This window comes from Limnobacter sp. SAORIC-690 (genome assembly GCF_002954425.1).
Classification (GTDB): domain Bacteria; phylum Pseudomonadota; class Gammaproteobacteria; order Burkholderiales; family Burkholderiaceae_B; genus Limnobacter; species Limnobacter profundi.
On the sequence record NZ_MQVZ01000001.1, the window covers coordinates 1,015,950 to 1,033,942 of the forward strand.

Below are 17,993 nucleotides of genomic sequence, written 5' to 3' on the forward strand. Positions count from 1 at the left end.
TTTGCCTTAGAAGGCCAGTTTCACACCAACCAGCGCAGAGCGCCCGCCCAGCGGCGTATAACCGCGCACGGTGTTCAGCGTTGTGGCTGAAAATGCCAGCTCATCAGTCAGGTTTTGAAGGTTGGCGAATACTTCGCCACCGGTGCGGCCCCAGGTGAATGCCTTGCCGATTCGCAAGTTCACCAACTCGTAACCTTCCACTTCAACATCGCCTGCACCGGCTTTGCTGTCGCTGACCCAAATCAGTTCAGGCGTAACGGTCCAGCCACCTTGTGTATAAGCGGCGCTGGCCACCACACGTTGCGGGCTGATGCGGGGAAGGTTGCCGCCCCCATCGGTGCGTTTGCCACGTACAAGGTCGTATTGAATGGACGGCTGCAGCTTGCCAGCACCCATGGCGTAGGCGGTTTGATATCCCAGTTCAATGCCTTGAAATTCTGCGGGAACCGCCGTGAAGTCGAACACTTGAATGGGCGGTTCTCCGGGCGCTTCAATAAACTCGGCATCGGCACCTGTGCGTCCAATCAAGGCAATGTAATTGCTGTATCGGCTTGCGAAGGCAGTGGCATTGAATTTGGATTCACCTTGTGCCCAAGTGCTGGTTAATTCCAGGTGGCGGCCGCGTTCTTCCTGCAAATTCGGATTGCCTTTCTCGTAGGCATCTGTGGCCACATGCACACCATCGGCATATAACTCGAAGCTGGAGGGCGCACGCTCCACCCGAGACACCGAACCACCCAGCGACCAGCCGTTGCCAATAGGCGCTGTATAGCCCAAAGAAACGGAGCTTGGGCTGAAACTGCGGTTAATGCCAGGACCCGCATCTACACCGGCACCCGCCACCGGGCCATTCAGGGGCGACAAACCACTGGTGGCTGCATTCACATCCACTTGGTCTCCACGCAGACCAAATTCGAATACCCCACTGTTTTCCTGTCCGCGGCTGGCACGGAAGATGGTGAAGAGCCCGGTTTGATCGGTGCTGGTGCTGGGCACAAACGCTTCATCCCCAATCGCCGAAAAATCGGTCCGCTCAAACTGCACGCCAGTGCTGGTGTTGATGTTCATGCCGGCAATTGAAAACGGCTGCAAGGCCACTTCCACGCGGCCGTCCACGCCATCGTTCACAAACAGGGTGGCCGGCGCGCCGTCTTCAAATTCCTGGTGCTGGTAATCGGTTTTGGCCAAGCGGTATTTCACTTGTTTAAAGGCAGCATTGTTGAAATTTTGCTCACCTTCCAGTGCATAGCGTTCGCTTTCCATGCCAATGCGCACATCGAGGGATTTCGGTACACCGTATTCGTTGTTGTAACGTTCAGCCGACACGCCAATATAGCCATTGCCGGTTTGGAACGAGGCTCCGATGGCTGCACCATCGGATTTCGAGGAGGAGTTTTGAACCCGGTTGCCCGTGACACCGTCGGGGTCGGTGAACGTGGGGGTTTCAAGGTCCCGCGTGGTTCGTTTGAATCCATCCAGATGAATGCTGACCCCCTGCCCCAAGCCGGCATCCAGCTTAAAGCCGCCGGCAGTTTGATCGGCTGCGCCGCCGCCCAGCAAATTGACTTCACCCTGAAGACCTTGCACAGGCTTGCGAGCAATACGTTGGTCGACCAGGTTCACTACACCGCCGACTGCATTGCCGCCGTAGGCCAGCGCGGCAGGGCCACGAAGGATTTCAACTTGGTGCAATGCGAAGGGATCGACAGGCAGGGCATGGTCGAAGCTGAGTGCAGACACATCGACGGTGGCAGCAGAATTGCGCAGAATCTTGATTCGGTCAGAGTCCTGGCCACGCACAATGGGGCGGCTTGAATTGGGGCCGAAACCTGTGGCGGACACTCCCGGTTGATAACGCAATGCCTCGCCCACGGTGCTGGCGCCATTGGCATTCAGCTCATCTGCGGTAATGATTGAAAAAGGTTTGGTGATGGATTCTGCTTGTTCGGTTGTGCCGGTGACCACCACGGATTCAAGCAAGGCTTCTTGGGCCAGCGCCTGGGTTTGCGCAATAAAAAGCAAGCTGGCCAGCGCCACGGCACGGCGCTGAAATTGGGATTTGTTCATGTTCTTTCCTGAAATACATCACGCCGCTGTCCGGCCTGGTTTTGATAACAAAAAGGCTAGCAAAGCGACAAAAAATAAGGGGATTGTTTACTTCAGGAAAAACTGGGCGGGTCGCGGACCCGCACCCGTTGCGCGAACAGAGTATTTCTGGGCGCTGCGACCGCACTGCTTTGAATGCCCAGTTGGGCCAGCAGGGGCAATGCACAGCCGGTGGGTGGATTGGAAACTGCGGCCTGTGCGGTGGCAAGCCCATCGAACAGCAGGCAGGAATGCAGTAAATCGCTGGCGGCAGCGTGTTTGCTGTTGTGGCTGTGGGCGTGGCCGTGCGATTCGGCTTGCAGCGTGTCCCGGTGCTCAATGCTGTGGGCAAGACCTGCCCATTGCGTGGCCAAAACGGCCAGCGCGATCAGCATGTGTTGGAACCAGCGGGTGCGCATTGGGGAAATCACTTCGTTTGACTGCAATTTGAGTAGTTTAACAAACCTGTCAAGAGGGCGCTGGTGTGGTTCACGGTGAAGGGTGTCCGGCTTTGCGGCGCATCTCCGCCAAGCGTTTGTCTTTCAGGGTCCAGATGTTGCCAATCCAGGTTTTAAACCGGTTCTTGAATTCCAGGTCGTTGCGAAAGTCGCCTGCGATCATGTCGGCAGGAATGGGCAGAATTTCAACATGCACTTGCATATTGGGTTGCTTCCCGCACAGCCAACTCCAAGTGATGTTGCCCTGGCTGGGGCCATAGGCAATGGTGACATTCACCATGCCTTCAAACTGCTCACCCATGGCATTCAGCGACGCGGACAAGCCACCGTATTTGGGGCCCAGCAGGCGAGTGTAAGGTGATTTGGTTTTGGCTTTTTTGGCGGGTGTAAAGCGGGTACCTTCCAGAAAGTTGATCACGGTAACCGGGCTTTCTTTGTAAACTTCGCAGGCTTTGCGGGTGGTTTCCAGGTCCTGGCTGGCCAGCACCGGGTTGCGTGCAATGGCGGCACGGCTGTGGCGCTTCATGAAGGGGAAATCCATGGCCCAGCACACCACGCCCACAATGGGAACCCAAATCAGTTCTTTCTTCAGAAAAAACCGGCCAAAAGGCGCATGGCCATGCAGCACATCGAACAAGACCACAATGTCGGCCCAGGCAGTGTGGTTGCTGATCACCAGATAACTGCTGTGCGGTTTGAAGTCGCCATGAATCTCAACCTGCCCCTGTTGACCGTGCAGCAGTTTGTAAAGTTGCTTGTCCGAGCCTACCCACCAGGTTGCAATTTGCACACAGCAGTTCGATGCCAAGCGTTGCACCCTGTACACCGGCACAAGGCGCAACACGATAAACGGGAACATCACGATGAACCAGAAGGTGATGCACAGGCTCATCAGGGTGACGGTGAGGACACCGATGATAGGGGCAGGAAGAATTCTGGACAGAGGCACTTTGGGGATCCGGGGTGTAGTAGCTTTGCGGGCTGTTCAATCAAACAGCCCGGATCTTACCCCAGAAACCCTTAAACACCCAACAGGCCGGTGACCACGTCCACGGGGTAAATTCCCTGTGGCGTAATGCGGTTGGCACCGTCGGCTACCTCGAAGGTGGCAGACAGGGTTTCAGAGCCGCCGCGCTCGAGAATGGTGCTGACTGCCCAGTATTCGCAAGTGGTTTTGTCCTCAGCCACGCGCAGCACGCTGTAACCGCGTTCGGTGACGTTTACATGCTTGATGTGTGGGCTGGTCAAGCGAATGGCCTGAATGATCTGGTTGGGCAGATCCAGGCCAGGTGATGTGACAGAGGTCACTACAAACTCGGTGGCCACGCTCCCTTGCCCGGTAATGGGGTTGTAGCCGCCTACCGCATCAATCGGTTGGTTGGGGTTGTCCGTGATGTCGGCCACCCAGGCAGTGTGCACGTCGCCGGTCAAAATCACCACGTTGTTGATGGCCTCGCCACCATCGTCGCCGCGCAGGGCATTGATGATGCGCTGGCGCTCGGCGCTGTAGCCGTCCCAGGCGTCGCCATTCAGGCCCGACGGCGCAAGCAACTCGCCCAATTGCGCAGGTGCGGGGTTGTTCAAGCCGGGTTTGATGATCCACTGGTGAAACACCACCTGGTTGCCGATTAGTTTCCACTGGGCTTGCGAGGCACGCATGCCGTTGATCAAGAAGTTGTACTGCTCTTCACCAATCATCGTGCGGTCGGGCTGGCTGGAAACTCCATCGGTGGGGTTGATGGGTGTGGCGGCTTCAAGGTCGCGGTCGAACAGGCGGGTGTCCAGCATGAACATGTCGACCATGTCGCCAAACTGCACGCGGCGGAAAATCTTGGCGCGGTTACCGGGTTCGGGCAAGCGAATTGGCATCCATTCGTCGTACGCGCGCTGGGCAAAACCCTTGCGTTCTTCCCACACACCTTCTGCACCTTCGGTGTGGTTTTCTGCACCATCGCGGTAGGAGTTGTTGGTGGATTCGTGGTCGTCCCAAATGGTGATGAAGGGAAAGCGCTGGTGCAGCTTTTGCAGGTCTTCATCGCGCTTGTACTGGGCGTGGCGGGTGCGGTAGTCGGATAGCGTGATAATTTCCGTCGCCGGTTCATACTCGCGGACATTGCCGTACTGGCCGTTGCCATACTCGTAAATGTAGTCGCCCAAGTGGATGATGGCGTCGATGTCATCCCGTTCAGCCAGTTTGGCATAGGCATTGAAAAAGCCATGGGCCAGGCTGGAGCAGCTCACCACGCCAAAATTCAGCGGGCGCTTGTTGCCGGCGGCGGGTGTTGTGCGGGTGCGGCCCACCGGGCTGGTTTTGCCGTTGCTGCGGAATTGGTAGAAGTACACGGTGTCTTGTTCAAGACCGTTGCAAATAAGCTTCACGGTGAAGTCTTGCGCTGCGGTGGTTTGAAAGTCCATGGATTTGACAAACATGGTCAGCGCTTCGTCCTTGAACACATCCACCCGGCCAGCCACGGTGCGGTTGGTGTTTTCAGGCGTAATGCGAGTCCACAACACCACGCTGTCAAAGGCAGGGTCGCCACTGGCTATGCTATGCAGAAACTGCACATTCTGAGTGGGGGTGTTGTCACTGGGTGTGGTGCGGTTATCGGTTGCTGTGGTCGAATCGTTGTCACTGCCACAACCCTGCAGCAGGCTTAGCCCGCCAACGCTGGCGGTACCAATACCAAGACCTTTGAGGAAGGAGCGGCGGGTAATGCCCGGGCGTTTTTGAATTCGACTGCGTTTGCGGCGTGGACCTGACATGGCGTGTATTCCTTGGTAGTTTGAAGCTGTTTGTTATGCGTTGGGTAGAGTGTCGGGAATCATCAGTTCGTAGAGCATGCCCAGCCCAAGCCCATAGCCGCCTTGCCCGTTGGGGCCTCCGCGGTCACTGGTGAAATACATGCGTTTGCCGTCTGGGCTGAAGGCGATTCCGGCGATTTCAGACTGGTCTTGCCCAACAATTTGCAGCAGCGGCACCAGCTTGCCGTCAGGATACACAACCACCACTTGCATGCTGCCACCATCTTCTGCTACCAACACTTCACCAAATGGCGTCATGGTGATGTTGTCAACGCCAGAAAGAATGTTGTTGGGTGCGGTGGCGGTGGCCATGTCGTAAACCACCTCAATGGTTTGTGCAGTGGTGTTCAGCATCCACAAGCGGTCATCACCTTTGGTCGCAAAAAACACGCGGTCATTCTGGTACCACACACCCTCGCCACCGTCGAACACAGCAGTGTCGGGCAGGCGGTTCTCGGTTTGCGGTGCATTTGGGTTGGCTGCGTTCACCCAGCTGTAGCGCACAGGGCCATTCAATGCATTGGCCACATCGCCCTCCACTTTCAATACCTGCAGTAGTCCCTGATTCATGTTGGCGCGCTCGGCACCAGCGGGCCAGTCACCCGCGGTGGGTACCCAGCGGTAGAAGCGGCCGTCGGGCATGTCTTCAGTCATATAGAACACGCGGCGCTCGCTGTCGATGGCTACGGCTTCATGGCTGAACAGCCCCAGAGCTGGCAGTGGGCGTGCGGCTTGAATACCGAACGGATCGCATTCCCACACCAAGCCGGTCGGAATTTCTTCACAGCTGAGCCAGGTTTTCCAGGGTGTTATTACGCCCGCACAATTAAAAGTAGTGTTTTGTAATATTCGATAGCTGTCTTCAATCGTGCCATCGGGGCCAAACACAAGAGCGCTTGCTCCGCCCAGTCCGGGGCTGAATGTTTCGAGCAAATTTCCAACAGGTGCCAGTTCAGGTACGGTGAAACCAAGTGTGCCGAAGCCTGGAATCTCGCTGTTTGAGCAATAAATCCAGCCCCCATCTTCACGGGGCACCACGCCGCCACCGTCATTGAAAATATGCCAAGGTGTCGCGCCTGAAACAGGCGGAAGGTTGCTGATGGCCACTACCCGGGTGGAAAAACCAGCGGCAGTACGCACGCCGTTGGCATCAGGATCGCCCAACGGGCCAATGTTTCGGAATCGAAACTGGTTGTTGTTCAGCGCTGTGCCGCCAAACCTGTTGGTCTCTGAGACACCAACCCGGCCACTGGCGGAACCTGAGGGATTGTCACTGCCGCAACCGGTAAGCCAGGGAAGGGTGCTGGCACTGGCTCCGTACAAGAAAGTTTTAAGTAGATTGCGTCGGCGGGTATTGGGAAGCAAAGCAGGTGAAAACGGCATGGCATACATCCAGATTGAACAACATCAACCTGTAATACCCGCCATACTGAGTTTCGGTTTCCGAAGCAATCTTCAGTGTGACGATTCACTGATTTGTCACACTGAAGTGCAGCCCTTTAAGTTTTGAAGTAAGACACAGCGCGCTGCAAATCTTCCGACATGCTTTCCACCTGGCGGGATTGCCCCTCCAGTTGCATGCTGGCCATTTTCAGTTGTTCCGACAATGCTGAAATATCGCTCACCCGCTCGGAAATATCCATGCTGGCGGCTTCCTGCTCTTTGGTGGAGTTGGCCACAGCCAGCGCATATTCAACGGATTGCTCGAAGTGTTGAACAATTTCCTGAAGACCACCCATAAGCTTGTCGGCGTACTGCATGTTTTCGCTCATGTGCTCGCCCACTTGTTCCACCGATTTGTTGGAACGTTCTGAGTAGGTGCAAATTTCACCGATCAAGGTACGAATTTCATCGGTGGCCGTGGCGGTGTTCTGTGCCAGGTTACGTACTTCATCGGCTACCACTGCAAAGCCACGCCCTTGCTCACCAGCGCGAGCGGCTTCAATGGCAGCATTCAAAGCCAGCAGGTTGGTTTGCTGGGCAATTCCCTGAATCACCGACACGATACCGTTGATTCGGTCAGAGCGTTCTACAAGCCCAGCAATTTCCTGAGTGGTGGTTTGCATTTGACCTGCCATGTCATTCATTTTGCCCTGCAGTGCCTGCATAAGTTTCATGCCGTTTTTGGCCGTGTCTGCCGACAGTTTTGCCTGCACTTCGGTTTTGTGGGCGTAATCGGAAATGGACTTGGCGCTGGCGCTCATTTGTTCCACGCTGACTGCCGTAGCGTTGGAACTGTCGGCCTGTTTTTCAGCAGAACCTGACAAACCCGACGCCACGTTCACGAGTTCGCTTGAAGCGGTTTTGAAAGTGCCGCAGGCCTGTGACACCTGCTTGATGATTTCCCGCAAACGCACTTGCAACTGTTGCATGCCGTCCATTAGCGAGCCACTTTCGCATTTCGGAACAGACTGAGTCAGGTTACCTTGCGCCATGGTAGCCACAACATTGAGCGCCTTGGCGGGTTCGCCACCAATTTGCTTGCGAAGCGACGAAGCCACAATGCCAACCGTAATACCGCACAACAGCACAATGGCGATACACACAATTCCTATGGTAATCAGGGCATTCTGGAACACGGAATCGCCTCGGACCGCTGCGGCTTCCATGGTGCTTTTCACGTTTGAGTTCAAGGCATTCATGGTGTTGTCAATCTGCTGTTCTAGGGGGTCTCCTTCGCCCAGCAGTATCAAGGTGGCAGCCTGTACTTCACCCAACTCGGATTGTTCAATCACTTTTTGGTACACCGTGTGCAAGGCTGAATTGTCGGTGTTGATGGTTTCGATCAGCTTGCGGGTTTCGCCAGCAGGCGCGCTGGCTTGCATGCTTTGGCCCAGCGAATCAATTTCAGCATCCAGCGCCAGCATGCGTGATTTGGCCAAATCAAACCGCTCCTGTTCATCAGCGAGTATCACATTGCGGGCTTCGCGCGCCAACAATGCTGATTTACTGCCCAAGTTGGACACCTGCGTTAGCAGGGAAACCTGCTTTTCGGTGTTTTCCTGGTTGAACTGGTTTAGGGCATGAATTTGATAAACAGCAAACACACTCAAGGCGAGTAAGGCCGCAATGGGTATGCCCATGACAATACCCAGCCGAACATTCAGGCTGGTATTGATGATTTTGTTCATAAAAGAGGAAGTCATGGCTACTTGCTCATGGAAGGGCTTGAAGATTCACGCCGATGGTTAAAGTGCCAATGGCTTTGCCGCCCTCCATCACGGGTACCGAGACCTGAGAAACCACCGCACCGGAACTTTCATCCTTTTTTGCACGGGCAATGTAGTCATCGCCTTTGCCATCTGCCCATGCTTTTACAAACTTGGGCTCATCGCCCTGCCAGTAATCGGAAGTCATGGAACTGATGGCTACGTTCGCTCCCTGGTTGTCGGTCAGAATGGTTTCGGTGAAATAAGGTTTGGCTTTTTCAGCAGCCAGTAGGGCTTTGGACACTGGGCTTTCCATCATGGCTTTTCCCTCTGGCAAACCGCCTGATGCAGCGATCCACTTGCTGTCCATCGCCTTGATGGCGTCCAGTGTCAGTCCTTTTCCGTTTTGGGCTTTAACTGCGGCAATCACCTCGGGTTTGGCGGCGATTGCCTTGATTTCGGGCAGCACGTCGTTGGCGGTGCCCGCAAATACGGCGCTGCCAGTGGCTAGAATGAGAGTGGCCAAGCTGGCCTTTGCAAAAAACTGGAATCGGTTCATGTGTTGTGCTCCATGGGATTGAGCGTGGGTCTCAATCAGTTGTTTGTTAAATTTTTTCCGCCACAAGGGGGATGTAACAAGATTAAGGATCTGATTCTGAAAACAATTCATGGATAAGCAACGGGAATAGGCCTTACTAAAATTCGTTGGCTCAAATGGAGGGGGTATAGGGTAAACCCTTGCATCTGAGTTTGACTTGACGTAACAGTTGCGCAGAACAAGGGTTGGCGCTATGTTTGAGCGGGTAACAACTGTTGCGCAAACAAAAAGGGGAAAAAATGAAAAAATTGATGCTTGCTGCCTCGGCAGCTGTTGTATTGGCAGGTTGTGCGGCTGGCGGTATGTTTGGCCCAGCCCCGAAAGACGGTGAATTGGCCCAGCCCACCGATTACAAATCCTGGCCTGTGTTCCTGGCCGGAATCGAAAAGCCCACTGGCCACATTCGTGACATTTACATCAACCCCACTGGCGCTGCCGCCAAGAAAGGCGAAGCCTTTGCCAATGGCACCGTGAGCGTGATGGAAATTTACAAAGCCACCAAAACCGGCGACAAAATGACCAAGGCTGGTCTTGAAAAAGTGTTCGTCATGTACAAGGGCAACAACTGGGGCAGCACTGCGCCAGAAGGCATGAAGACAGGCGACTGGGTGTATGCAGCATTTGAACCCAATGGCCAGCCCGCCAAAGCGGATTACGCCACCTGCCGTGGTTGCCACCTGCCATTGGCCGACAAAGACTACATTTTCCATTACGACAAATATTTTGACACACGCAAGAGCGCCCAGATTCTGGACGGTCATGCTGGCAAAGTAGCCATGTCTGTTGAAGAAGCCCACCTGGCTGCTTTGGTTACCAAGTAAACCACTGGCTATTTCCGTACAATAAAAGCCACCCAAGGCCGGGTGGCTTTTTTGTTGGGGTGTTCCATGCGCATTCTGCGTTTCGCTTTGTATGCATTGTCTGCAATCGTTTTACTGGGGCTGGGCGCTCTGGTTTTCCTGCTGAAGTCTTATCCCGCTGTCCAGTTGCCTGAATCGTTGAAACCAGGCCCCGCTGGTAGTGTGCGAACCTTGTTTTTGGGAACCTCGTCTATGGCCTGGACCGATGGGCAGAGCACCTGGCTGGTGGATGGTTTTTTCTCGCGACAACCGTTGTCCGAAGTTGCTTTTACCCGACTGAACGTTGATGAAAACCAGGTTGGTGCAGTGGCCGCAGAAATGTTCAAGCGTCTGGATATGCCCAGTGCCTTGAGTGGTATTGTGGTGGCGCACTCGCATTACGATCATTCCCTGGATGCTCCTTTTCTGGCGAAACAATATGGCGCGCGGGTGGTGGGTTCGGAATCGACTCTGCAAATTGCCAAAGGGCAAGATGTGCCGACAACACAAATAGATGCTTTTACGGGCAGTGGCCGCGTGAAGTTGGGCGAGTTTGATATTCAGTTGATTCAATCTGCCCATGCGCCCACCGGATTCACGGGTGGGTTTAACACCAAACCTGTGTTTCTTCCGGCCCATGCCTTGCAGTTCAAAGAAGGAATCAGCTTTTCATTTGTAGTGTCTCACCCCGGCCTGGGGCCTGGGCCATTCGCGCTTATTCAGCCTAGCGCGGGTTATGTTGAAGGCCAAAACAAAGGCATTGCGGTGAAGCATGTGTTTTTGGGAATGGGTGGTTTGGGTAAATTAAGCGACGTCTACATTGAGAATTACTGGCGGGAAATGGTGGTCGCTACTGGAGCTAAGCATGTGTACCTGATTCACTGGGATGATTTCACCCAACCCTTGATGAAACAGGGCGAGCAGCTTGCATTAAAACCCATGCCCAAGTTGCTGGATGACTTCCCGAGATCCCTTGAATTGTTAAAGATGTTTTCAGAACGCGATGGCGTGACTCTTCATGTGCTGGATGCATGGCAAATAGTCCATTTTTGATCCACAGTTTCCGGTGTTTGAGTGCATACTAAAACCGCATGCTGCGTGGCATGCGTGACCAGCGCGATTCGCTGAAATGTAAGTAACTATGCCGAACCCCAGCAGTCTGCACACCGACGCCAATAAAAAGAACTTTGCGGATCTATTTCACAACGAGGTCACCGCGTGGTTGGTGTTGGTGCTTTCCATTGTCATCACTGCGCTGGGCTGGGTGTTGTCCAGCCAAGCCATCGAGAAACGCGCCAACGACAGGTTTTCATTTGAGGTTCGAGATGCCCAAGAGCGCATTCAGAGCCGGATCAATCAGTACCAACAAATTTTGCGCGGTGGAGTGGCTTTTTTTGATGCGCACACCAGCGTGAATCGAGAACACTGGCAGGTGTACGTGGCCTCGCTCAACTTGCAACGCGAGTTGCCAGGCGTGCAAGGTTTCGCGTTCGCCGAACGTGTGTCACCAGAGACTTTAGAACAATACGAAAACCGCATACGTGCCGAGGGATTTCCAAATTATTCGGTCACCCCTCCTGGTGAACGCGAGGTTTACTTTCCAATCACACTGATCGAGCCGTTTGATGAACGCAACCAGCGTGCTTTTGGTTATGACATGTTTTCCGAGCCTGTACGCCGCGAGGCCATGCGCCGGGCCATGGACACGGGTCAGCCAACCGTGTCGGGTTTGGTTCAGTTAAAGCAGGGCGACGAGAGAAACCCCGCCCCGGGCTTTCTGATTTATCTGCCTGTGTATACCCAAGGTGTAGATTTAAGTTCGGTCGATTCTCGCAGGCGGGCTATTCGCGGCTTTGTGTATAGCCCCTTTGTTGCCTCGGATCTGATGCAGAATGTGTTGGGCAATGAAAAAATTCCTCTTCACTTTCAATTGTATGACGCTGAAAGCATGGTGCCGGAATCGCTGATTTATGATTCCGCCAGTGGTGTTGACACCCCACAGCAACTTCAACTGTTTGATCACACCCATGCAGTGACAGTCCCCGTTGAGTTGTCTGGGCGGACGTGGACCGCGCGTTTTGAAAGTACACCCGATTTTGACCGGGATGTTCACAACTCCCTGCCCAACCTGATTTTGCTCGCCGGCGGTGCAATTGATTTGATGCTGTTTCTCACCATCTATTCTTTGGTGCAACAGCGCAGGCGACAAAGCGCCAGCAATGCGAAAAGCCAGTTTCTGGCCAATATGAGCCACGAAATCCGTACCCCGCTCAACGCCATTCTGGGTTTCAATACTTTGTTGGGAGAACAGCTGACAGATCCGCAGGCCAAAGAGTATGTGAAGCAGGTTCAAGAGGCTTCAGAGCAATTGCTGGGCATGGTTGAAGATGTGCTGAGTTTCTCGCAGATTGAGGCAGGTTCAATACGGATCGAGAATATTGAATTTGATTTGCATGACAGGGTGCGCAGAACCTTGCGCCTGTTTACTGCAAAAGCACAGCTCAAAGGTTTAAACCTTGAACTTGAAATGGATGCAATGACACCACTGATGGTGAAAGGTGACCCTGCGCGTTACGGGCAGGTGTTATCGAACTTGTTGAACAATGCGATCAAGTTTTCTGACAGTGGCGTGGTGCGCGTCAAAGTGCAGGCCGACAGGCTGGACATGCATGAGGCAGTAATTCGCACTGAGGTACACGATCAGGGTATCGGCTTCGATGTCAATGAATTCGAGCGCCTTACCCGCCCCTTTGAGCAGGCGGACAACACCGCCACACGCCGGTTTGGCGGTAGTGGTTTGGGTTTGGCGATCTGCAAGCGATTGACCGAGTTAATGGGTGGCGAACTGTTTGTGGCCTCTGTGCCGCAGGCTGGCAGCGTATTTGGTTTCACCTTGCGGGTTCAAACCGTGTTTGTACAAACGGGCGATTCAACCGCCCTGTTGCCCACAGCGGCTGAGTCACTTCAGGGTAAAAAAATACTGGTGGTTGAAGACAACAAGCTGAATCAGCATGTGATCAAAGCCTTGCTCTCAAAAATGAAAGCAGATGTATTGTTGGTCGACAACGGGCAAATGGCCGTTGACGCCGTGCGTGCAGATTCGTCGATCGACCTTGTGTTGATGGATATTCACATGCCGGTGATGAACGGCATTGACGCCGCCATTGCAATTCGCCAGTTGCCCGGCCCAGCCAGTCTGTTGCCAATTGTGGCGTTGACCGCAGGTGCCCTTCAGGAAGATGAACAGGCCTGCATGAATGCTGGCATGAACGAGTTTTTAAGCAAACCAGTGGACGTGCCCAAACTGCGGCAGGTGTTGAGCCGGCAATTACTGGGCGCGCACTGAAAATACGAACATGCCCACCAGCATGGCAGCCATAAAAATCAGGCCATCGGTGGCCAGGCTGGCCGCAGCCACTACTGCAGGGCCGGGGCAAAAACCGCCAATGCCCCACCCCGCGCCAAATAACGCCGCACCCAGCAAAAGTTTTTTGTCGACATGGGTGTTGGTGGGCAAATTCATGGGCAAGCCCATGAGGCTGTTTTTCAGGCGCTTGGCCAACAAAAACCCGGGCAACCCAAGGGCGATTGCACCGCCCATCACAAACATTAGTGAAGGATCCCAGGGCATTGAAAGATCAAGAAAGCCTATCACCTTGGCCGGGTTGGCCATGCCCGAGATGATCAAGCCCCAACCAAAAACCAAGCCTGCCAGGCCGCTTGCCACGGCAAAACGCATGTTGTTGTTTTTCACAATTTAGTTTCCCTCAAATAACATGCATAAGCACTGAGGCCACCACGAAACCGGTGACCATGAAAACACCCGTGGCAATCAGCGAACGCAGCGACAGGCGTGAAAGCCCACACACGCCATGCCCACTGGTGCAGCCCGATCCCAGCCGTGTACCGTAACCCACCAACAGCCCAGCAACAACCAATGCAACCGTGCCGCGTGGGCTTTCAAATTCAAAACTTCCCACCACTGCTTGGTACAGCCAGGGTGCTGCGGCCATGCCCAGTACAAAGGAAAGTCGCCACTGCATTTCTCCGAGTTGCGGCTTGAGCAAACCGCCCACTATGCCGCTGATCCCGGCCACGCGGCCAGTCAACAGAATCAGCATGACGGCCGACAAGCCGATCAACAACCCCCCGAACAAAGCCGGGTAGGGCGTAAAAGCCTCCCAATTGACAGTCAACATCGTGATCCCGATTAAGTATGATTACTCGCTCATATTATCATGCGCAAAAAATAATCACCAGAATAGGTGTGAGTTACAATGCGGCGTCTGTCTTGTTGCCCACATAACCTCATGCCCTCTTCGGAAACACCTTCCCAAGCCCTGTTCCCTGTGCTTTATCCGCCTTCAACGGTCGCGGTAATTGGTGCGGGCATTGCGGGCAGTAGTGTGGCGCTGGCGCTTTGCAAACTGGGTGTGCAGGTGCACTTGCATGATTCAGCCAGCGGCCCCGCAGCGGGTGCTTCCGGTAACTGGGTGGGCGCTTTTCACCCCCACATTACCCGTGGCGATTCGCCCTTGTCGCAATTGACACGTTTGGGGTTTGAACACACCTTGCTGGCGCTTGAGGATTTGACCGCACAAGGTTTGCTGAAAAAAGGCGTCGATTGGGACACCCCAGGGCACTTGCAAACCGTGCCACCTGAAGAGGCCGACCGCGCGCGTGAAACACTGGAGTTGTTGAATTTTCCGCAAACACTGGTGCGCTGGGCGCAGCCCAATGCCCTGTTGCCCACACCCTTGAGTGGTCTGTTTTTCCCGCAAGGTGGTTGGGTGAAACCAGCCCGTTGGGTAGCGGCCAATCTACAGGCCTGTGGTGAGTTGCTTCATACCCATTACAACAGCACCATTGGCGATATAGGCCCCTTGCGGGAACAACACGCGGCGGTGGTGGTGTGTGTGGCTGAAAATTCACTTGAATTGGCACCGATCCCCGGTGCTTGCGCAAATGCTGTCAAAGGCCAAATCAGCAAACTTCGGTGTGCAGTAAAACCGGGTGTCGTGTTGTCGGGTGAAAGTTATGCGATTGCTCCAGCAGCTGAAGACTGGTTGGTTTTGGGGGCCACTTACGAGCGGCCTGTGCTGCACTTGAACCCCACCGCCGAGGCCGATGAGTTGAACATCGCCCGGTTCAAGGCGGCATTTCCTGAGTTACCACTTGGAGAGTTGCTTGATCATCGCTGCGCAGTGCGATCGGTTTGGCACGATCGCCTGCCCGCCATCGGCCCCGTGCCGAACATGCCGGGGGTGTACATGAGCACCGGCTTTGGATCCCGTGGGTTGCTATGGGCGGCTTTGGGTGGGTGTGTGGTGGCTGACTACTTCAAGGGCAGCCCAATCGAGTCGAAACTCTTGAAAAAAATTACGCCCCGCGCGGCGAGGGCGTAAGTTTTAAAAAGCGTTCAAAACGCAAAATTCATGACGCTTCTTTGGCAGCCTTGGCTTTGGCTGCGGTTTTTGTCGCTGGCTTGGCCGCAGTTTTGCCTTTGGCTGCACCAGGCTTCTTCTCGGCTTTTGCCTCGAACTCAAAACCAATCGCACCGTCGGGTTTCTTGACCAAAAACGCTTTGAACGCACGGCGGGTTTTCGATGAAACAAACCGTGTCAGCAAATCAGTTTTACCGTCGAGCAACAGTTTTTCCATCTGTTCGCGGTCAATGGGTTGTTGCAAAATCACCTTGCCTGAACGGAAGTCACAGCTTTTGCTTGGTCCTACTGATTTTTCGCACACATAACTGGTGGCCTGTTCATACACATTGGATGCACACTTGGGACATGGCCCCAGTCGGGTTTCACCAGAGAAGTCGACGGGTTCGCCATTGTCATCGTCTTTGGCCTGGCCAAAGTCAAACTCCAGCTTGTGTTCATCAGTCAGCTTCAGCACAGCGGCAAACGGGCGGCCCATTTTGCTGCGGAAACCATCGAGCATTGGCAACTCGCGGTCTTGCAACAGCTTTTCAACTTCAGCCACTTCAAACTGACGCCCGCCTGGCACTTTCGAGATCGAGAATTCGCATTTTGTGCAGGCAAAGCGGCGGTAGTTTTCCTTCACCACGCTGCCGCAGTTCGGGCAAGGTGTCACCAGTGTGGCGTAGTCGCCAGGAATGGTTTCCTCTGTGTAGTTTTTCGCACGGTCAACAATGTTCTGCGTAATCTTGGCAATTTCCTGCATGAATTGTTCGCGTGAGAGCTCACCCTTTTCCATCAGGGAAAGTTTGTACTCCCACTCGCCAGTCAACTCAGGCATCGTCAGTTCTTCAACGTCCAAGCCACGCAGCAGGGTCAGTAGCTGGAACGCCTTGGCTGTGGGTACCAAAGCGCGTTCTTCACGCACCAGGTACTTTTCGTTAATCAAACCCTCAATGGTGGCAGCGCGCGTGGCTGGCGTGCCTAAGCCCTTCGTGCCCATGGCATCGCGCAGTTCTTCTTCTTCCACCAATTTGCCGGCGCCTTCCATGGCGGAAAGCAACGTGGCTTCGCTGTAGCGTGCAGGTGGCTTGGTGCTCAGGGTGTGTACATCAATTTCGTCGGTACTTACTTTTTCACCGGCATCCACAGCCACCAGGCTGTCATCGCCGGCAGCAGCGGCTGCGCGACCGTAAATGGCCAGCCAGCCCGGCTTCACCAGCACCTTGCCTTCGGTTTTGAAGGGGTGGCCTTCAACCGTGGTAATGCGTGTGGTGACGTTGAATTCCGCTGGCGGGAAAAATACTGCCAGGAAGCGTTTCACCACCATGTCGTATAGCTTGGCTTCGGGTTCGCTCAGGTTTTTTGGCACTTGCAGGGTTGGAATAATCGCAAAGTGGTCTGAAATTTTGCTGTTGTCGAACACCCGCTTGTTGGGCTTGACCCAGTTGTTTTTCAGGATTTGTTCACAAAACTGCCCATACGCACCGGCAATGTGGCCTGAATCCAGACCCACAAAGCTTTTCAGGGTTTGGTTCACAGTGCCCATATAATCCTCGGGCAAGGCCTTTGAATCAGTACGCGGGTAGGTCAACACTTTGTGTTTTTCATACAGCGCCTGCGCCAAGCCCAAGGTGTTCTTTGCTGAAAAACCAAAACGGCTGTTCGCCTCGCGTTGCAGGCTAGTCAAATCGAACAACTGAGGCGCAATTTGCGTGGTGGGTTTGCTTTCTTCTTCTACTGTGCCGGGCTTGCCGTCACAGGCAGCCACAATGGCTTTGGCTTTTGCTTCGTCCCACAGCCGGTCTGCACGTTGCTCAGGGTCTTCTGCTTTTTTAAAGTCGCGGTCAAACCATTTGCCTTCGTAGGCACCAGCCTGCGCGCCAAAACTGGCGCGAATCTCGAAATAAGTGCGCGGCACAAACTTGCGGATTTTCTCTTCGCGTTCCACAACAATGGCCAGTGTGGGGGTTTGTACCCTGCCCACCGTGGTCAGGTAAAACCCGCCTTCCTTGCTGTTGAATGCAGTCATGGCACGTGTGCCATTGATACCCACCAGCCAGTCTGCTTCCGAGCGGCAGCGCGCAGCATCGGCCAGTGGCATCATCTCGGCATCGCTGCGCAGGCTCGAGAAGGCCTGGCGAATGGCTGCGGGTGTCATCGATTGCAACCACAAGCGTTCAACCGGCTTGCTGCTTTTCGCGTATTGCGCGATCAGGCGGAAAATCAGCTCACCTTCCCGGCCCGCGTCACAGGCGTTAATCAGGCCGACCACGTCTTTGCGTTTAATCAGTTTGTTCAGCACCTTCAGGCGCGATTCTGTTTTGGCAATCGGGTTCAGGTCAAAGTGTGTTGGCAACACGGGCAGGTTGGCAAAACTCCACTTGCCCCGCTTCACCTCAAATTCGTCGGGCGCCTTGATTTCCACCAAATGGCCCACGGCCGATGACAGCACGTACTCATCACTTTCAAAGTAATCGTCGTGTTTGGTGAAACCACCGAGGGAGCGCGCAATGTCAGCGGCCACGGAGGGTTTTTCCGCGATGATCAGTTTTTTGGGGTTTTCGCTACTCAATTAGTCCAACTCGTCGGTGTGTGTAATTTCAAGGCCTTGTGCGCCGAAGTGTAAGTGTCAGTCC

General features: G+C 54.4%; 14 protein-coding genes. 4 read left to right on the plus strand and 10 right to left on the minus strand.

The window, feature by feature from the left end:
• Window positions 1–6 precede the first annotated feature (6 nt).
• The 7 genes from BSZ31_RS04815 to BSZ31_RS04845 form a co-directional block, all read right to left on the minus strand.
• Window positions 7–2,067, minus strand: a complete 2,061-nt coding sequence (locus BSZ31_RS04815; protein WP_105027782.1) for a TonB-dependent receptor — start codon at window positions 2,065–2,067, stop codon at window positions 7–9.
• Window positions 2,068–2,159: 92 nt separating this feature from the next.
• Window positions 2,160–2,516, minus strand: coding sequence for a hypothetical protein (locus tag BSZ31_RS04820; protein ID WP_168426850.1), 357 nt, complete (start codon window positions 2,514–2,516; stop codon window positions 2,160–2,162).
• 58 nt (window positions 2,517–2,574) lie between these two features.
• The gene (locus BSZ31_RS04825; RefSeq protein WP_105027784.1) at window positions 2,575–3,492 is read right to left on the minus strand and encodes an acetyltransferase; all 918 of its coding nucleotides are present in this window, start codon (window positions 3,490–3,492) and stop codon (window positions 2,575–2,577) included.
• A 71-nt stretch (window positions 3,493–3,563) separates the two neighbouring features.
• Window positions 3,564–5,306, minus strand: coding sequence for an alkaline phosphatase (locus BSZ31_RS04830; RefSeq protein WP_105027785.1), 1,743 nt, complete (start codon window positions 5,304–5,306; stop codon window positions 3,564–3,566).
• Between the two features lie 33 nt (window positions 5,307–5,339).
• Window positions 5,340–6,728, minus strand: a complete 1,389-nt coding sequence (locus BSZ31_RS04835; protein WP_240605650.1) for an alkaline phosphatase PhoX — start codon at window positions 6,726–6,728, stop codon at window positions 5,340–5,342.
• 116 nt (window positions 6,729–6,844) lie between these two features.
• Window positions 6,845–8,491: a methyl-accepting chemotaxis protein gene (locus BSZ31_RS04840; RefSeq protein ID WP_105027787.1), complete on the minus strand. Its 1,647-nt coding sequence runs from the start codon at window positions 8,489–8,491 to the stop codon at window positions 6,845–6,847.
• A gap of 10 nt (window positions 8,492–8,501) precedes the next feature.
• Entirely contained in the window at window positions 8,502–9,053 is a 552-nt protein-coding gene (locus BSZ31_RS04845; RefSeq protein ID WP_105027788.1) for a cache domain-containing protein, read from the minus strand.
• A 278-nt stretch (window positions 9,054–9,331) separates the two neighbouring features.
• On the opposite strand from BSZ31_RS04845, the gene BSZ31_RS04850 reads away from it, so the two are divergent.
• From BSZ31_RS04850 to BSZ31_RS04860, 3 genes are all read left to right on the plus strand, one after another.
• Window positions 9,332–9,913 (plus strand): cytochrome P460 family protein, encoded by a 582-nt coding sequence (locus BSZ31_RS04850; RefSeq protein ID WP_105029748.1) that lies wholly within the window; start codon window positions 9,332–9,334, stop codon window positions 9,911–9,913.
• Between the two features lie 66 nt (window positions 9,914–9,979).
• Window positions 9,980–10,984: an MBL fold metallo-hydrolase gene (locus BSZ31_RS04855; protein ID WP_105027789.1), complete on the plus strand. Its 1,005-nt coding sequence runs from the start codon at window positions 9,980–9,982 to the stop codon at window positions 10,982–10,984.
• Between the two features lie 88 nt (window positions 10,985–11,072).
• The gene (locus BSZ31_RS04860; RefSeq protein ID WP_105027790.1) at window positions 11,073–13,277 is read left to right on the plus strand and encodes a CHASE domain-containing protein; all 2,205 of its coding nucleotides are present in this window, start codon (window positions 11,073–11,075) and stop codon (window positions 13,275–13,277) included.
• Here BSZ31_RS04860 and BSZ31_RS04865 read toward each other — a convergent pair.
• Together BSZ31_RS04865 and BSZ31_RS04870 are read right to left on the minus strand one after the other, a co-directional pair.
• The gene (locus BSZ31_RS04865) at window positions 13,260–13,670 is read right to left on the minus strand and encodes a DUF6691 family protein (RefSeq protein WP_105029749.1); all 411 of its coding nucleotides are present in this window, start codon (window positions 13,668–13,670) and stop codon (window positions 13,260–13,262) included. The two genes, BSZ31_RS04860 and BSZ31_RS04865, sit on opposite strands and share 18 nt — an antisense overlap.
• Window positions 13,671–13,698: 28 nt before the next feature.
• Window positions 13,699–14,127, minus strand: a complete 429-nt coding sequence (locus tag BSZ31_RS04870) for a YeeE/YedE family protein (protein ID WP_105029750.1) — start codon at window positions 14,125–14,127, stop codon at window positions 13,699–13,701.
• Between the two features lie 114 nt (window positions 14,128–14,241).
• Here BSZ31_RS04870 and mnmC point away from each other — a divergent pair, with 114 nt between their 5' ends.
• A complete protein-coding gene (mnmC, locus tag BSZ31_RS04875) occupies window positions 14,242–15,336 on the plus strand; it encodes an FAD-dependent 5-carboxymethylaminomethyl-2-thiouridine(34) oxidoreductase MnmC (protein WP_168426851.1) in 1,095 nt (364 codons plus the stop codon).
• A gap of 28 nt (window positions 15,337–15,364) precedes the next feature.
• Here mnmC and BSZ31_RS04880 read toward each other — a convergent pair whose 3' ends face one another.
• Entirely contained in the window at window positions 15,365–17,929 is a 2,565-nt protein-coding gene (locus BSZ31_RS04880) for a DNA topoisomerase III (RefSeq protein ID WP_105027792.1), read from the minus strand.
• Window positions 17,930–17,993 lie beyond the last annotated feature (64 nt).